The 16,114-nt window shown below is 57.0% G+C and carries 16 protein-coding genes; 6 read left to right on the top strand and 10 right to left on the bottom strand.

The annotated features are described in order from the left end of the window. Positions 1 to 3: 3 nt before the first annotated feature. Positions 4 to 840 (bottom strand): HTH-type transcriptional regulator BhcR, encoded by an 837-nt coding sequence (gene bhcR / locus AC2FD8_RS12255; protein WP_496856482.1) that lies wholly within the window; start codon positions 838 to 840, stop codon positions 4 to 6. 168 nt (positions 841 to 1,008) lie between these two features. On the opposite strand from bhcR, the gene bhcA reads away from it, so the two are divergent. From bhcA to bhcD, 4 genes are all read left to right on the top strand, one after another. Next, the gene (gene bhcA / locus AC2FD8_RS12250) at positions 1,009 to 2,199 is read left to right on the top strand and encodes an L-aspartate--glyoxylate aminotransferase BhcA (protein WP_496856480.1); all 1,191 of its coding nucleotides are present in this window, start codon (positions 1,009 to 1,011) and stop codon (positions 2,197 to 2,199) included. Next, positions 2,199 to 3,167 (top strand): beta-hydroxyaspartate dehydratase BhcB, encoded by a 969-nt coding sequence (bhcB, locus tag AC2FD8_RS12245; protein ID WP_496856544.1) that lies wholly within the window; start codon positions 2,199 to 2,201, stop codon positions 3,165 to 3,167. Before bhcA ends, bhcB begins: the two co-directional genes overlap by 1 nt. 42 nt (positions 3,168 to 3,209) lie before the next feature. Continuing rightward, positions 3,210 to 4,373 (top strand): 3-hydroxy-D-aspartate aldolase BhcC, encoded by a 1,164-nt coding sequence (gene bhcC / locus AC2FD8_RS12240; protein WP_496856478.1) that lies wholly within the window; start codon positions 3,210 to 3,212, stop codon positions 4,371 to 4,373. Between the two features lie 110 nt (positions 4,374 to 4,483). Then, a complete protein-coding gene (gene bhcD / locus AC2FD8_RS12235; protein WP_496856476.1) occupies positions 4,484 to 5,449 on the top strand; it encodes an iminosuccinate reductase BhcD in 966 nt (321 codons plus the stop codon). 145 nt (positions 5,450 to 5,594) lie between these two features. Here bhcD and AC2FD8_RS12230 read toward each other — a convergent pair whose 3' ends face one another. Together AC2FD8_RS12230 and puuE are read right to left on the bottom strand one after the other, a co-directional pair. Next, positions 5,595 to 6,080, bottom strand: coding sequence for an ureidoglycolate lyase (locus AC2FD8_RS12230; protein ID WP_496856475.1), 486 nt, complete (start codon positions 6,078 to 6,080; stop codon positions 5,595 to 5,597). Beyond that, positions 6,077 to 7,489, bottom strand: a complete 1,413-nt coding sequence (puuE, locus tag AC2FD8_RS12225) for an allantoinase PuuE (RefSeq protein ID WP_496856473.1) — start codon at positions 7,487 to 7,489, stop codon at positions 6,077 to 6,079. The genes AC2FD8_RS12230 and puuE overlap by 4 nt, the downstream gene beginning before the upstream one ends. Positions 7,490 to 7,635: 146 nt before the next feature. Here puuE and uraH point away from each other — a divergent pair, with 146 nt between their 5' ends. After that, positions 7,636 to 7,989 (top strand): hydroxyisourate hydrolase, encoded by a 354-nt coding sequence (gene uraH / locus AC2FD8_RS12220; RefSeq protein ID WP_496856471.1) that lies wholly within the window; start codon positions 7,636 to 7,638, stop codon positions 7,987 to 7,989. 10 nt (positions 7,990 to 7,999) lie between these two features. Here the strand turns inward: uraH and AC2FD8_RS12215 are convergent, their stop codons facing one another. Next, a complete protein-coding gene (locus tag AC2FD8_RS12215) occupies positions 8,000 to 8,914 on the bottom strand; it encodes a LysR family transcriptional regulator (RefSeq protein ID WP_496856469.1) in 915 nt (304 codons plus the stop codon). 101 nt (positions 8,915 to 9,015) lie between these two features. Between AC2FD8_RS12215 and AC2FD8_RS12210 the strand changes: the two genes are divergently transcribed. Beyond that, positions 9,016 to 10,248 carry a urate hydroxylase PuuD gene (locus AC2FD8_RS12210; RefSeq protein ID WP_496856467.1) on the top strand — a complete coding sequence of 411 codons (1,233 nt, stop codon included), beginning with the start codon at positions 9,016 to 9,018 and terminating at the stop codon, positions 10,246 to 10,248. A gap of 207 nt (positions 10,249 to 10,455) precedes the next feature. Here AC2FD8_RS12210 and AC2FD8_RS12205 read toward each other — a convergent pair whose 3' ends face one another. From AC2FD8_RS12205 to AC2FD8_RS12180, 6 genes are all read right to left on the bottom strand, one after another. Next, positions 10,456 to 11,514: a 2Fe-2S iron-sulfur cluster-binding protein gene (locus tag AC2FD8_RS12205; RefSeq protein WP_496856465.1), complete on the bottom strand. Its 1,059-nt coding sequence runs from the start codon at positions 11,512 to 11,514 to the stop codon at positions 10,456 to 10,458. A gap of 12 nt (positions 11,515 to 11,526) precedes the next feature. Continuing rightward, positions 11,527 to 11,709, bottom strand: coding sequence for a hypothetical protein (locus tag AC2FD8_RS12200; RefSeq protein ID WP_496856463.1), 183 nt, complete (start codon positions 11,707 to 11,709; stop codon positions 11,527 to 11,529). Continuing rightward, complete coding sequence (locus AC2FD8_RS12195) at positions 11,706 to 12,869, bottom strand: aromatic ring-hydroxylating oxygenase subunit alpha (protein ID WP_496856461.1); 1,164 nt, start codon at positions 12,867 to 12,869, stop codon at positions 11,706 to 11,708. Before AC2FD8_RS12195 ends, AC2FD8_RS12200 begins: the two co-directional genes overlap by 4 nt. 9 nt (positions 12,870 to 12,878) lie before the next feature. Then, complete coding sequence (locus AC2FD8_RS12190) at positions 12,879 to 13,142, bottom strand: hypothetical protein (protein WP_496856459.1); 264 nt, start codon at positions 13,140 to 13,142, stop codon at positions 12,879 to 12,881. After that, complete coding sequence (locus AC2FD8_RS12185) at positions 13,139 to 13,729, bottom strand: TetR/AcrR family transcriptional regulator (RefSeq protein WP_496856456.1); 591 nt, start codon at positions 13,727 to 13,729, stop codon at positions 13,139 to 13,141. Before AC2FD8_RS12185 ends, AC2FD8_RS12190 begins: the two co-directional genes overlap by 4 nt. A gap of 241 nt (positions 13,730 to 13,970) precedes the next feature. Next, positions 13,971 to 16,019, bottom strand: a complete 2,049-nt coding sequence (locus AC2FD8_RS12180; RefSeq protein WP_496856542.1) for a dockerin type I domain-containing protein — start codon at positions 16,017 to 16,019, stop codon at positions 13,971 to 13,973. Between the last annotated feature and the right edge of the window lie 95 nt (positions 16,020 to 16,114).

The following is a 16,114-nucleotide window of genomic DNA, read 5'->3' as shown; positions in this document are numbered from 1 at the left end:
CTCTCAGTTCACAGTGCCTCCGATGGCCTGGGTCAGCGCCCGGCCCGCCTCGATCACGGGGCGGCTGAGTTGTTCGATCCCGTCCTCGCGCACCCGGCTGGTTGGTCCAGAAACAGAAATCCCTGCTACTGCTTCACCGTTCACGTCGAATACCGGCGCCGCGATACAGCGCATGCCTTCGTTCTTTTCTTCATTGTCGATCGAAAAGCCTCGCGCGCGGATAGAATTCAGATCGTGCTTTAGGCTTTCTACAGTCGTAATCGATCGGTCCGTGAATGCCTGCAATTCGAACGAGGCCAGCAACCTGTCCAATCGGTCCTCATCCATATGCGCCAGCAGGACCTTCCCGATCCCTGATGCGTGCATGGGCGACAATGTTCCGGGCGGAAAAAAGGCCCGAATGCTGGCATGCGTTTCCACCTGGCTTAGAAAGAGGACGGAACCTTCTTTCTGAATGCCCAGATTGGCGGTCTCACCCGTGGCTTCCATCAGCTTGCGCATTACCGGCCTTGCCCGGTCCACAAGGCTGGTGCGCCTCAGGAACCGCGCCCCGATGACGAAGGCACGGGGGCCGATATGCCAGATCTGTTCGACAGGATCAAACTCGACCAGCCCCCTGCCCTCAAGCGTGACAAGGATGCGGTAGACCGTGGCCGGGGACTGCTGCATTTCATCGGACAACATCGTTAGCGACTTGCCTTGCGCCTCGCTCAGATACTCGAAAACCTCCATCGCCCGGTCGAGGGATTTGATCGTGTTCTGAGCCGTTTTGTCATCCCAACCCCGCGGCCTTCCCCTGGCTTTTCGAAGGGAACCAGCGCCATTTTTTTGAGAAACCATAAGAACCTTCAGAGCCATTCGAAATATTAATTCATCATATGAAAAATATAAGTATCTGACAATTAATATTTAAATTGCTCATCATGTGTTTTGAAAAACGTTTTCAAAAAAATTTTCCTACAGAAGACTTGCACATATGGTGACCTCAACGACGGAAGGAGACCATCCATGAGCTTTCAAAACCCCGTTTTCATTCCGGGCCCGACCAATATCCCTGAAAGCCTGCGCAAGGCCTGTGACATGCCCACGATCGACCACCGGTCGCCGCTGTTTGGGCAAATCCTGCACCCTGCCCGTGCGGGTGTTCGGAAAGTTCTGAAAAGCGACAGCGCCGAGGTATTCATCTTTCCCTCGACCGGGACAGGCGGCTGGGAAACAGCGTTGACCAATACCCTATCCGCCGGAGACAAGGTTCTGGCCGCGCGCAACGGTATGTTCAGCCATCGCTGGATTGACATGTGCCAGCGCCACGGCCTGAACGTCGAGATCGTCGAAACTCCTTGGGGCCAGGGCCTGCCCACTGACCGATACGAAGAGATCCTGACCGCCGACACGAACCACGAAATCAAGGCGGTTCTTGCCACCCACAATGAGACGGCAACCGGCGTAAAGTCGGATATCGCAGCTGTGCGCAAGGCGCTGAACGCGGTAGGGCATCCCGCGTTGCTGTTCGTTGATGGCGTCTCGTCCATCGCGTCGATGGATTTCCGCTTTGATGAGTGGGGCGTCGATGTGGCCGTTACCGGATCGCAAAAAGGGTTCATGCTGCCCGCAGGCCTCGCGATCACAGGCTTTAGCCAGAAGGCGATGGACGCGACCAAAACCGGCACCCTGCCCCGCACTTTCTTTGACGTCCATGACATGGCCAAGGGCTACGCAAACAACGCCTATCCCTACACGCCTGCCGTCGGCTTGATGAATGGCCTCAACCAAGCCTGTGACATGTTGCTGACGGAAGGGTTGGAGAACGTCTTTGCCCGCCATACCCGCATCGCCGAAGGCGTGCGTGCCGCCGTCGGCGCGTGGGGGCTGGAGCTTTGTGCCACGAACCCTGCGGTCTATTCCGACACGGTCAGCGCGATCCGCACGCCGGATGGTTTCAACGCGACCGATATCGTCACCCATGCGGCCGAGAAATATGGTGTCGCCTTTGGCGTGGGCCTTGGCGAAGTCGCGGGCAAGGTCTTCCGGATCGGACATCTGGGCAGCCTGACCGACGTCATGGCCCTGTCGGGGATCGCTACGGCTGAAATGTGCATGGTCGATCTGGGTTTGAACATCCAACTGGGTTCGGGCGTGGCTGCGGCGCAGGATTACTATCGCGGTCATCCAGCCGCCGTTCAGAAGGACGCTGCATGATGAAGGACCTCTCCATGTATATCCCGACCTATGAGGACATGCTCGAAGCGCATACCCGGATCGAGCCTTACATCCGCCGGACCCCGGTTCGGACCTCGGATTACCTGAATGAATTGACGGGCGCCCAGCTGTTCTTCAAATGCGAGAACTTTCAGGAACCGGGTGCCTTCAAGGTACGCGGCGCCACCAACGCGGTGTTCGGCCTTGACGAGGAACAGGCGAATAAAGGTGTTGCCACCCATTCCTCTGGCAACCACGCGTCATGCTTGTCCTACGCCGCAATGAAGCGCGGCATTCCGTGCAACGTTGTCATGCCGCGCACGGCACCTCAGGCCAAGAAAGACACGGTGCGTCGCTACGGAGGCAAAATCACCGAGTGTGAGCCTTCGACCACCTCGCGCGAGGCGACATTCGCCCAGGTTCAGGCGGCCACGCGCGGGGATTTTGTCCATCCATACAACGATCCGCGGGTGATCGCAGGACAAGGGACTTGTTCACGTGAGTTCATCGAACAGACCGATGGTCTGGACGCAGTGGTAGCCCCCATCGGCGGCGGCGGCATGGTGTCCGGCACTTGCCTGACCCTGTCCACCCTTGCGCCTGAAACCGCAATCATTGCGGCGGAACCCGAGCAGGCGGATGACGCCTATCGCAGTTTCAAAGCGGGTCACATCATTGCCGATGACGCGCCGAAGACCATCGCTGACGGCCTGTTGGTCCCCCTGAAAGATCTCACGTGGCACTTCGTGTCGAACCACGTCTCCGAGATCTACACGGCCTCGGAACAAGAGATCATCGACGCGATGAAGCTGACGTGGAAACACCTGCGGATCGTGATGGAGCCGTCCTCGGCTGTGCCTTTGGCCACGATCCTCAAGAACCCTGACGCGTTCAAAGGCAAGCGGGTTGGCCTGATCATCACCGGTGGCAATGTCGATCTGGACAAGCTGCCCTGGCTGAACACCTGACCCAGTCGCAACAGACATCAATCCCGACACAGGAATACGGACATGAAAGATATGACCAATCTCGATGCATTCGAAGTAGGCTATGACATTCCGGCCAAGCCCGGAATGGATGAAGCAGATATCCAGACCCCCAGCCTCGTGCTGGATCTCGATGCGCTGGAACGCAATATCAAGAAGATGGGTGACTATGCCAAGGCCCACGGTATGCGCCACCGCGTCCACGGCAAAATGCACAAATCCGTCGATGTGGCGAAACTTCAGGAACGCATCGGCGGAGCAGTGGGCGTGTGCTGTCAGAAGGTTTCGGAGGCCGAAGTTTTTGTGCGTGGTGGGATCAAGGATGTGTTGGTGTCGAACCAGGTGCGCGACCCCGCCAAGATCGACCGCCTGGCCAGCCTGCCAAAACTCGGCAGTCGCATCATTGTATGTGTCGACGATGTTGACAATATCGCAGATCTTTCCGGTGCAGCCGTCGATCACGGTACTCAGCTTGAGGTCTTCGTCGAGATCGACTGCGGCGCGGGACGGTGCGGCGTGACTACGACACCTCAGGTGATCGAAATCGCCAAAGCCGTCGAGGCGGCCGACAACCTCAAATTCACCGGCATTCAGGCCTATCAGGGTGCGATGCAGCATCTCGACAACTTTGATGCGCGCAAGGAAAAGCTGGATACCGCAATTGCGATGGTCAAAGACGCCGTTGACGGCCTTAAGGCGGAAGGCATCGATTGCGAGCTGGTTTCCGGCGGTGGTACCGGCTCTTACTACTTCGAGTCTAACTCGGGCGTATATAATGAGCTTCAATGCGGGTCCTACGCCTTCATGGATGCCGACTATGGTCGCATTCTGGACAAGGACGGTAATCGCATCGACCGGGGAGAGTGGGAGAACGCCTTGTTCATTCTGACCAGCGTCATGAGCCACGCCAAGGCAGACAAGGCAATTGTCGATGCGGGCCTCAAGGCGCAATCGGTGGACAGCGGCTTGCCCGTCGTGTTTGGACGTGACGATGTCGAGTACATCAAATGTTCGGACGAACATGGCGTTGTGATGGATACAGATGGTGTTCTCAAGGTCAACGACAAGCTCAAGCTGGTGCCCGGTCACTGCGACCCGACCGCCAATGTGCATGATTGGTATGTCGGCGTGCGCAAGGGCAAGGTCGAGGCCGTCTGGCCCGTATCCGCCCGCGGTCGCGCCTATTAAGGCCCGACAATCAAAGAAATACGGCTCGATAGTAGCCTGAGCCTTGCCCGTGTGCCTCCTCTCCCTTCGGGACAAGTGCAAGGGCGAACGAATTCCAAGTGGAGATTGACATGTTGATCGTACCCGAGCGCGAGATCGCCGGATTGATGACCCGCCAAGCGGCCTTTGATGCCGTCGAAAGCGTCTTTGCAGCAATGGCCGCAGGCGATGCCTATAACTTCCCTGTCGTGCGTGAGGCCATCGGCTATGAGGACGCTCTGTATGGCTTCAAGGGTGGTTTTGACCGCGCCGGCCTGACTTTGGGCCTGAAGGCCGGTGGCTACTGGCCGAACAATCTTGAGAAACGCGGTTTGATCAACCATCAGTCCACAGTTTTCCTGTTCGATCCCGACACTGGCAAACCTTCGGCGATGGTTGGAGGCAATCTGCTGACGGCGCTGCGCACGGCGGCAGCCTCGTCCGTGTCGATCAAACATCTAGCGCGCTCAGACGCAAAGGTGATCGGCATGATCGGGGCGGGCCATCAGGCCGGTTTTCAACTGCGCGCGGCACTGGAACAGCGTAGCTTCGAAAAGGTCATCGGCTGGAACTATCACCCGGAAATGCTGCCCAATATCGAGAAGGTCGCTGTTGACGCAGGTGTCCCGTTTGAGGCGGTCGAACTTGACGGGATGACCGAAGCGGATGTGATCATCTCGATCACTTCAGCCTTTGCGCCGTCGCTGATGGCGCACCATGTCAGCCCCGGAACGCATGTGGCCTGCATGGGAACAGACACCAAGGGCAAGCAAGAGGTCGAATCCGCCCTGCTGGCCAAGGCGCGCGTCTTCACTGACGAGGTCGCGCAATCCGTCACAATCGGCGAAGCACAGCACGCCGTGGCCGAAGGCCTGATCCGCCAAAGCGACATCGCGCAGCTTGGTGCGGTCATCAATGGAACGCATGAGGGCCGCTCGGCAGATGATCAGATCACAGTGTTCGACGGCACGGGCGTTGGCCTTCAAGATCTAGCGGTGGCCGCATCTGTTGTGGACCTTGCCGTCCAGAAGGGGGTCGCAGTCGAGGTCGATTTCTGACGCCAGAAACAGGCGCTGATGCATAGGTCAGAGCTGCCAGTCGCGCTCGGTTTGAAACAAATGGGTTGGCCGACGGTTGGGGTAACGCCCCGGCCAATGTCTATACGCAGGGAAATCGCGATACGCCTCGCATTTTTTCGCGTTATTATTCGACGATAAGGAACGGCACCTCGAACCAATGCTCCTGCAGGTTGGGTCCGGTGCCAATTCTGTCCACGACCGCAAAAAGCCCCGGATCATGGAGCGGGGTCAGTACCCCGTGCCAGGTGTTGCGGTGATAATTCACCCCCTGCCCCGGCGCAGTTATGAACGCAATCGGATGCCCGGGTTTTCCGTTTTCATCGGAGGCCACAACCACAACGAACGGCTTTTCGGACAATGGTAGAAACGCCTGGCTGCCCTCAGGGTGACGCTCCATCATATCAAGCGTGATCGGCAGGCTGAAAGCCTCGGACTGGAACACGCTGATCCCGGCGCGGCCGTTTTGGAAATCCAACTCCGCGCGGTCATGATAGCGAGCGCATTTGCCCTGATTGATGTACTTGTCCACCTCACCCGCCGCTTGGATCACATCTCCAAACGGTGCAAAGGCATCGGAGGTCAGGGGCTGCAGCTTCAACTCGATGGTCATTCCGAGAACTTCTCGATCAAGCGCAACTCGGCGATCCGTTCGACCTGACGGCAGGCTTCGTCGAACTCGGTGTCCCGATCACTGTCAATGCGACGGTGAAAGGCCTCCAGGATGCTGGCCTTCGTGTTGTCCTTGACGGCGATGATGAAAGGAAAGCCGAATTTGGTCGTGTAGGCCTCATTCAACACGGTGAAGGCCTCGCGCTCTTCATCGGTCAGCATGTCAAGACCTGCCCCGGCCTGTTCCGCCGTGCTTTCCTTGGTCAACCGCCCTGCCGCGGCAAGCTTGCCTGCCAGATCGGGGTGCGCGGTCAGAACGCCAAGGCGCTGTTCGGTCGTGGCCGTGCGGAAAACACGCGCAAGCACGTTGTGAACACCAGCCGCATTGTCATGGGTCGGTCCGAGTTCAAGGTCAAACGCGCCTTCGGCAATCCATGGGCTGTGTTCGAACACGCCGCCAAATTCGGACACAAAGGTGGGCTGGTCCATTTCGGACGGGGTGAGGCCTTGCATCGGAGGGTGCTCCTTTGCCCAGTGATCGGCGATTTTCTCACGCGTCGCGAACCAGACGCCGTCGTGTTTTCTGAAATAGTCCAGCGCGCGTTTCAGCGCCATGGCGCGACCGGGACGGCCAATCAAGCGGCAGTGCAACCCGATCGACAGCATTTTCGGCATGCCCGCCGTGCCCTCGGCATAGAGCATGTCGAAACTGTCCTTCAGATAGCTTTCGAACTGCGCACCATTGGTATACCCGGCCTGAATCGCAAAACGCATGTCGTTGCAATCCATAGTATAAGGCACGATCAGTTGATCCTTGCCCCCTGCCTTGATCCAATAGGGCAGATCATCGGCATAGCTATCCGCGATATAGGCAAAGTCACCCTCTTGCGCGGCAAGATCGATCGTATTCATCGAACACCGACCAGTATACCAACCGCGCGGAGGCTGGCCGGTGACTTCGGTGTGCAAACGGATGGCTTCGCGGATCTGGGCGCGCTCGTCTTGCGGGTCCATATCCTTGTGTTCGATCCACTTCAGCCCGTGGCTCGCGATCTCCCAGCCTGCATGCTTCATTGCTGCAACCTGCGCCGGGGCACGCGCCAAGGCGGTCGCCACGCCATAAACGGTCACGGGCAGGTCCTGCAAAAGGTGGTGAACACGCCAGAACCCGGCCCGGCTGCCGTATTCGTAAATCGATTCCATGTTCCAGTGACGTTGCCCCTGCCAGGGGGCCGCGCCGGTGATCTCGGACAGAAATGCCTCAGATGCGGCATCGCCGTGCAAGACGTTGTTTTCGCCACCTTCTTCGTAGTTCAACACGATTTGAATCGCGATCCGGGCCCCATTGGGCCAGTTGGCTTTGGGCATTTGGCTGCCATAGCCGGTCATATCTCTTGGATAAGGCTTCACATCTGTTTCCTTCTTCTTGAGTTCCTCAATACTCTGGATAATCGAAGAAATTTTTCAAAAAATACGAAAAGCAGCTTCGGATAGTCTGGCTTTGCCCTCGGAGGGGAAAACAGACTAAGGGATAAGCAACTTGAGGAGTGGCACAAATGACCGGTTACCTTACCACACATGTCCTGGATACCGCGCGGGGATGCCCCGCCGAAGGGCTGAAAATCGAGCTGTACCGTATCAATGGCACAGACCGCACCTTGCTGAAAGCACTGGTGACAAATGACGACGGCAGAACCGACGAACAGATTTTACCGCAATCCGAGTTCTCAACGGGCGAATACGAGCTGATCTTTCATGCCGGGGCGTACCTTGATGCATCGGGCACCCCGCCTGAAGACCCTCGCTTTCTGGATGTGATCCCGATCCGGTTCGGGATGTCAGAACAATCTCATTACCACGTGCCTCTGCTTCTTTCCCCCTTTGGATACTCAACCTATCGCGGCAGCTGAGTACCCTGCCCTAGGAATTCGCAGCAGCGACCGAAGATCCGATACGCTCTATGATGAACTCCATGAAAAGCCGTGTTTTGGGGTCTTGCATGCGGCGGTGGGTGAACAGACATGCCATCTGAATAGGTTCCGGCGGCGTTTCTGTTGCAACCGGAACCAGATTTCCGGCCTTGAGATGCTGCGCGATCTCGAAGATCGGCTTTAGTGCGATCCCGTGGCCCGCAAGCGCCCAATCGGTCAATACATCGCCATCGTCCGATTCATAGCGACCAGAGACACGGAACCGCTTTGGCCCTGCCTGCGTCCTGAGAAGCCATTGAAACTCGGTCGCGCCGGGAAAGCGCAGATTGAGGCATTCGTGTTTGTCGGCGATCAAATCGTCGCCACTTGCAGGCATCCCACGTTTCTTGATGTATTTCGGGGATGCGCACAGAACCCTTTCCACATCGGCGATTTTGCGAATGCGCAGGTTGCTGTCCTCGGGTTGCCCGAGGAAGAACGCAAGATCCAGACCTTCTGTCGTCAGATCGACTTTGCGATCTGTCAGCCTCAGCCTGACATTGACCTCAGGATACTCGGCCAGAAACTTCGGCACCTGCGGCGCGATCAACCTGCGACCCACGCCCAATGGCGCAGCAACGTAGAGAGACCCTTTCAGATTCTCGGTAATATTGACGATCTGAGCCTCGGCATTTTCAACGGCCACAAGAATTTCGGCCGCCCCCCGGTAAAACGATTGCCCCTGTTCGGTCGGTGTAAGGCTGCGCGTCGTGCGTTGAAACAGCCGCACGCCCAGATGCTCTTCCAGTTGCGATATCCGCGCCGAGGTGACAGCCGGAGAAACCCTCAGATCACGGCCTGCGGCAGACATGCTGCCCAATTCGTAGACCCGGACAAAGGTTCTGATGTTATCTAGATAGGACATTTTTTTGCATTTTTTGATACTGCTTGATCTTTGCTAGCAATACCAGAATAAAGCAGTCTCGCATAGAGTGAGGGCAAGCAAAGAATCTTAGGAGCAAACCCATGTATGATCTGGCCGTAATGTGGGAGTGGATCGCCTTTTCCGTCCGCTGGCTGCATGTGATCACGGCAATGGCGTGGATTGGGGCATCGTTCTACTTTATCGCGCTGGACCTGATGCTTAAGCCGAACCCTGCTCTGCCGGATGGGGCCCATGGCGAGGAATGGGAGGTCCATGGCGGCGGGTTTTACCACACCGTAAAATACATGGTAGCCCCCGCCCGAATGCCCGAGCATCTGACATGGCACAAATGGCAAAGCTACACGACATGGCTGTCCGGCGCCGCGCTTCTGATGATCATCTATTGGGTCGGAGGGGAGCTGTTCCTGCTGGACCCGACCAAGGTTGATCTGGCGCTGTGGCAGGGAGTTCTGATCTCGGCCGGGTCGTTGACCATTGGTTGGTTGCTCTATGACCAGATGTGCAAATCCAGGCTGAGCGATCATCCCACTGTTCTGATGCTGTTGTTGTTCGTGATCCTGGTGATCATGTCCTGGGGCTATAACCAGATATTCACCGGACGGGCCGCGCTGCTGCATCTTGGGGCGTTTACCGCAACGATCATGACGGCCAATGTGTTCTTTCAGATCATGCCGAACCAGCGCATCGTGGTCGCAGACCTCAAGGCGGGTCGGACCCCGGACGCCAAATACGGCAAGATCGCCAAGGTACGCTCGACGCATAATAACTATCTGACCTTGCCGGTCGTGTTTCTGATGCTGTCGAACCACTACCCGCTTGCGTTCGGCACCGAGTATTCATGGATCATTGCAAGCCTGATCTTCCTGACCGGTGTCACCATTCGGCACTATTTCAATACGATGCATGCGACCGGAACAGGCCCCCATTGGACCTGGGCAGTTACGGTCCTTCTGATGATCGCAATTGCATGGCTGTCCTCGGTCCGGTCCGGCGAGACTTGGGAAGAGGCCGAAGCGCGCGAACTGACACCGTATGAACAAAAATTCGCCTCGGCCGAGGGGTTCGAGGCCGCTTATGACACGGTTTTGGGCAACTGCTCTATGTGTCACGCGCGCGAGCCGGTCTACGGCACAATGAAATGGGCACCCAAGAAGGTGTATCTTGAAACGCCCGGCGATGTCGCCCGTCAGGCCGACCAAATCTATCTGCAAGCCGGGATCAGCCACGCGATGCCGCCGCCAGCTGCGGTTCAAATGGACGACGAAGCCCGTCAGACCATCATCGCATGGGTGCGTGAAGCCAGAGGACAGTAGGCCCTGATTTTTAGTCGGCAATCAAGGACCCACCGGGCGCTGTTTCCAAAGAACCTATTGCTGTGCTGCACGATGTGTTTGACGAACGGACATATCTTGGGGGTTTGACGTTTCTTGCGCAGATACCCTCTGCCGATCCCTTAACATGCGGTGCCTTGCTTCGGTTTGATTGCCTCATTTCTACGCGCGCCTGTCATGATCTCGCGTTTACGCCTCAAACTTCAAGGCAATGCTTTCGTGCGTCGCAACGCTTTGACAGCACAGTATATATCCATTCGAGATATCGTCATCTTCAAGTGCAACTCGGTTCCGCATATGAACGGCCCCTTCGGTAAGCCGGGCCATGCAGGCACCGCAGACACCGGACTGGCAACTGAAGGGTGGCTTCAACCCTTTCAGTTGGGCCGCTTCCAATATGGTCTGACCTGCAGCGACCGGTACGTCATGCCAAGCACCATTCAGGTTTATGCGCGCCGTCGCCGCGACCCCTGACACGCTCAGATCGCGTTTGACGTCGCCACCAAAGCTTTCGATGTGAATGCGATCGTCCGGTACGTCCAAGTTCTGAAGCGCCGACCGCAGGTCCGTGTTCATGCTGTTCGGGCCGCAGATCCAGTACTGCGCGTCCTGCGCCACGGGTGGGGTCTCGGAAATAGCGGCCTGAACGGCGTTTGCTTCCAGCCGCCCAGTGCGCCAGGGGCTGAACCAACTGAGCAAGAAGGGGTGAGACAGAACATGGCGTAAAGAGAAGCGTTCTGGGTATTGCTCTTGAATGCGCTGCAACTCATCCAGAAAAAGGATGCTGTTCGCGTTGGTGTTGCCGAAGACCAAATGTGCAACGGAATGCGGCTCTGTCGTCAAAACGGCATTGATCATCGCGTACAGAGGCGTGATGCCACTGCCTGCGCCAAAGAAATAGTGCGTGCGGCGTTTCAGGGGGCCGGGCGTTAAGGTGAACTGTCCAAAGGGGGGCATAACCTCGATGGTATCCCCTGTCGACAGAGTTTCGCCGATATGGTTCGACACGATCCCGCCATTCACACGTTTCACAGTGATGCGCAGAGCAGAGCCGGGAGGGTTCGAAATGGTGTAGCTGCGCCTGTGTTCCTGTCCTTCGATCAGAAATCTGATCGTCAGATGTTGCCCGGCTATCCATTGAAAAAGATCAGCCAATGTAGCAGGGACATCAAAGGTGACACTCGTGGCTGCACCGCCGATTTCCATGCGAATGTCAGATACGGTTAGTGGATAAAAGTCGCGTCGCATAAAATCACCCGATCACCGGTAATCATAAGTTGTGGCCAATGACCGGATCACTATCCCGCCAATGTGGGGTTCAAAGACAAACTCATCCGGTTGATGCACTTCGCCCGCATTTCCCTGCCAATCATATTCGACATCCGTCACTGCGGTTGCGTGGTGGACCTCATCTTCGATGCGGGTGGCTTGAATGGGCGTCATGATCCGTCCCCGCCATTCTTCATGAATTCCAAGACGGTTTTCTGGTGCTGGGTAATCGGACTTTCGCCAATCCCGGCGGGGCCAATCTCCAGATACGGGCTTTTCAGGGATTTCTGCTGTTGTTCGCAGGCATAGATATCTTCGGTTGTGAAATCTCCGGATGCCATCGGGTCGCCTTCGCCTGCGACATCGTCTCCTTGGTACTTCGCACCGCCAAAGTCCTTCCAAAAACCCCGGCTTTTCCACTGTTGTTTCTGAAACGCCCAGTCCGATGCATTGGCCAGCTTGGTGCGGTTTTCGATGCGCGTCAGGTCCGGTGCGAGTGGCGTGATGATAAACAGGTTCCAGCTTTCCTCACTGGCCCCGATACCAATGCCCGGAAACAGCATTGGAACCCAGGCACCGACATAGGGTTTTGGGATCGTGCGCGGCATCGGCAGGTTCGCGTCGTGGTCCTTGGCGTATTCCGCTGACGGGGGCTCCCAAAAGTGATAGTGCGGCCCCTTCCACCCGTATTCCGCCTTGGCATGGTCATACATATGCAAGGTGTTCGAATGCAGGTGGCTCAGGTGATAGACGTCGATGTAATTCTCGACAACGATCTTCCAATTGGCCTTGATCTCATAGGTGTTCCGGCCTTCGGTGTACTCTACCAGCTCCTCCGGTTTGTGCGGGCCAAGGAATGGATCGATCTCGCCGAACCACTCTGCAAGCGTGGGCGCGTTCGGATCGGGATGAACGAACAACATACCGCGCCAAACGTCTACGCTGGCCGGTTTGAGGCCAAGGCAGGATTTATCAACACCACCCGGAAATTCCGACGCCTCATCGGGAACCGAGATCAGATTGCCTTCCAGATCATAGGTCCAATCGTGGTAGGGACACGTTAGCGCCTTTTGCGTCTTTCCGACCGCGCGGATAAGCTGTGTACCGCGATGGCGGCAAATATTGTGAAAGGCCCGCAGCCGGTGATCGCGCCCCATGATGACAAACAGGTTGTTAAGCCCTGCCTGCACCGACAGATAGTGCCCGGGGCCTTCGATATCCTCAACCAATCCTGCAAAACGCCAGGTGCGTGAGAAGATTTGTTGTTGTTCTCGGTCGAACCAATCCTGCGAGGTATAGGCTTCGACCGGCAGGTGATGATACATTTTGGTCATCTTTATCCCTCAGGTCATCAGATGGGCGTATTGCGGAAAAAGGCTGGCGGCGAGCATCATCAGTCCTGACAAAGCCCAAAGGCAGACTATGGCCCAGAAGAGAACTGGATCATCGTCTCGGTTGATCTCGAACACCAGAAAAGCCTGACCATTCAGGATGGTTGGTATGGTCCACCACAGAAAGAGCAGCCCCCAGATCCAATAGAGACCCAAGGCAGAAGCAGCCAGCAGGACAGGCAGAGCGACATAGTTCGCGGTTCTGGCGCGGCTCATTCCTCGGCCTCCAGCGTAGAGGCCAGCAAAGACGCCGCCAGTTTCAATTCCGCACGCCAGACTTTGGGTGGATTCAGTGGCGACAGGGCATCCATGCTGACAAAGATTGCGGAAATACCCTGAGTCACGGCCCGAATGCTGGTATCCGGCGCGTCAGGGGCGGCGCGTCTCAGGACATTCTCAACCACGCCAAAGAAAGAACTCAGGCTGTCCATGAGATCCTGCCGCAATTCCGGGCGATCAGGGACAACAGTCACCAGCGCCTGATACGCCAACATCAACCGCGGATCAGTTCCGCTGTTTTCGGCAAAGAGAGCGTCCACAAGATCGGTTGGCGTTGCTCTGTCTGGCAGGGCCTGTCGCAGGCCGTCCAGCGACATCGCAAAACCTTCAAGGGTGTACTCGGCAAGTGCGGCAATCATTTCGTCCTTGTTGCCAAGATAATGGCGCAGCAGGGGGCGCTTGACGCCTGCCTCCTCTGCAATCCGTTCCTGGGTCGCACCGTCAAGGCCGAACCGCGCCACACATGTAAGGTAGGCATCCAGGATTTCCTGAGATCGTTGGTCTTTCAGAGATGGTCTTGGCATTGCGGCCTCATAAATTGTCATTGATGACAAATAATGATTTGAGATTATTTGTCAATCATGACAATTTATTTTGAGACCAGCGCATGAAAGGAAACTATATTTGGGAGGGGCTAGATTGAGGGGCCGGCCATCATCCTCTGCGGTCGCGAGCGCAACAGCCCGCCCCTCAGCTTTTTCAACATGACCACAAACCGGTTCGGGAAAGAATGTTCAGCCCTGGCAAAATAACCGCAAAACACCGTCACAACGACTCGATGTTTCCCAAAAGAATAGAGGTCATATCCACCGCAAATGAGCCGTCTTGGACAGTAACATCCATCTGAGTGTCATAGTTCACCGCATTTCGCGTTATCCCCGAGAGGTCGGTGTCTGCGTCCAGAAAAACCCATTTCGCGGGATATGGCGATGTTTGTCCGACCGCCGCCTGCAGGATGGAAAGCGCGTCCAACGCGTTGACGGCACCGTCCTGGGTGATATCGGCGGCAATCAGGTTCTCTGGGGCCGCCGGACCCCATGTCGGATCCAGACCGACCGAGATTCGCAGAACCTGCAACGCATCCAATGCGTTGACCCGCCCGCTCGCTGTTGAATAGGTTTTGACGACCTCCAGCTCTCCGGCCAATGTCCCGTTCGGAACGTTCAGATCAAAGCGTCCGGTCTCATCCGTGGTTGCGGTTACGGTGCCGCCTCCGGTCGGAGTGAACTTGACCTCGGCATCTGCAAGACCCGGATTGGCGGTCTCGGAATCGACGCTCAAGCGACCCTGAATGCCGTCCGAGCTTGCAGGCTCCAACCCGCCGAACGTACCGAAATCCACCGGAATGTGGTCTGGTCCACCGAACCCGGAGCCAAAAACCTCTTCTTTCGTCAATGGCGCACCGGTTGAGGATATCACGTGGACGACCTCATTCAGGTACTGGATGTCGGCCCCTTGGGATGTGGCGGTAAAGGTCAATTGATCGGGGGTGCGCAGCAGCAGATAGTCGAACATGTCCAATTGATCGGTGCCGGCTTCGAAATCCGTGATCGTCGTGGGGTCGCTGCCGTATTGCATGACGAATATGTCAGCCCCTGCCCCACCTGTCAGTGTCGTCTCACCACTGCCAGCGATGAGGATGTCATCTCCGTCCCCGCCGGACAGATGGGCATCCAGCACGCCCGCACTGAGCATGTCGTCCTGTGCCGTGCCCGTGACTGGCCCGTTGCCCTCCCGCACGACGCCAAGATTGGCCAGAGAGACACTCAGCTGTGTCAGTCCGGGATCCTGCTGCGATGTCGCCAGCACCTGAAGCTCATCACCAATATGGGCGAGGCTGAGGGTCTGGACGTTCCCCAAACCGCTGTCCAATGTGTCGGCAAAGCTATCCAGATAGACCAGCTTTCCATTCGGGGTCAGCGTGAACAGGCTGACACCATCGTCGGACCCACCCGCCACGACGAACGCGCGGCCATTCACTTCGATCACCGACAGGTCCTGCACGGATTCAAACCGGGTGTTCAGCGTATCGAGTACATGATCCTTGGGGATCAACCGTCCGTCGCTGCGCAATCCCATCACGCTGAGGGAATTGCTGCCCGACCCCGCCACGATGACCCAGGATTGGCCATAGGCCTCGACCACCTCAATCGCCGTGGGCGTGGATATCCCCATCGTTGAAACAGCGGCGCTGTTGTCCAGGGCACTGAGGCTGCCGTCACTTGCGGAAACATCAAAGACGGCGATTTCACTATTCGCAGCATTCGCGGCAATCACAAATTGGTCGCTGCCGACCGTTGCGGCATGCATCGAATCGGCTTGGCCGGATACCAGCGAAACGACCGCAAGCGTGCCGTCTGGATTGATCGCATAGCTGCCGATCTGATCGGTATCTTCATGCGCAAGGGTCAGATAGCTCTGCCCTCCGACGGTCAGTTGCGCCATGGCCGAGATGTCTCCGCCACCGACAAGCATTCCGGCTTCCTGCAGGTCGCCAAAGGTACCATCCGCGTTGAGCGTGTACCCCACCAAACCCGTTGCATTGTTAATATCAAGGGCCAGTTGGTCTTCTGCGCCCAGTGTGATGGGCACGCCGGTTCGGCCCACTTGATACAGGATCGGACCACTGTGATAGACCGTATCCACCAGCTGCGGCCCGGCCCCTTCGATGAGACGCCACGCGGCAACGCCACCGAACGGACCGGTGACGGAATAGAGATACGTATCTCCGTTAAACGTTTTTAAAGCCGTATCGCCGATACCTGAATCGAGCGCCGGGCTTCCCGTTGCAACCACAGTTTCGAATTGAAGCATCACCTTGATCACCCCTGATGCCACCCCTGGCAATGACCCAAGGATGATCTGATGCCCGGACCGAAACAAAAGCGGGAATGTGGTGAAAACGAGGA

The sequence above is a fragment of the Ruegeria sp. YTSC192 genome, assembly GCF_059609705.1.
The sequence above is the reverse complement of the archived record's forward strand: the minus strand, read 5'-3'. Positions and strand labels throughout refer to the sequence as shown.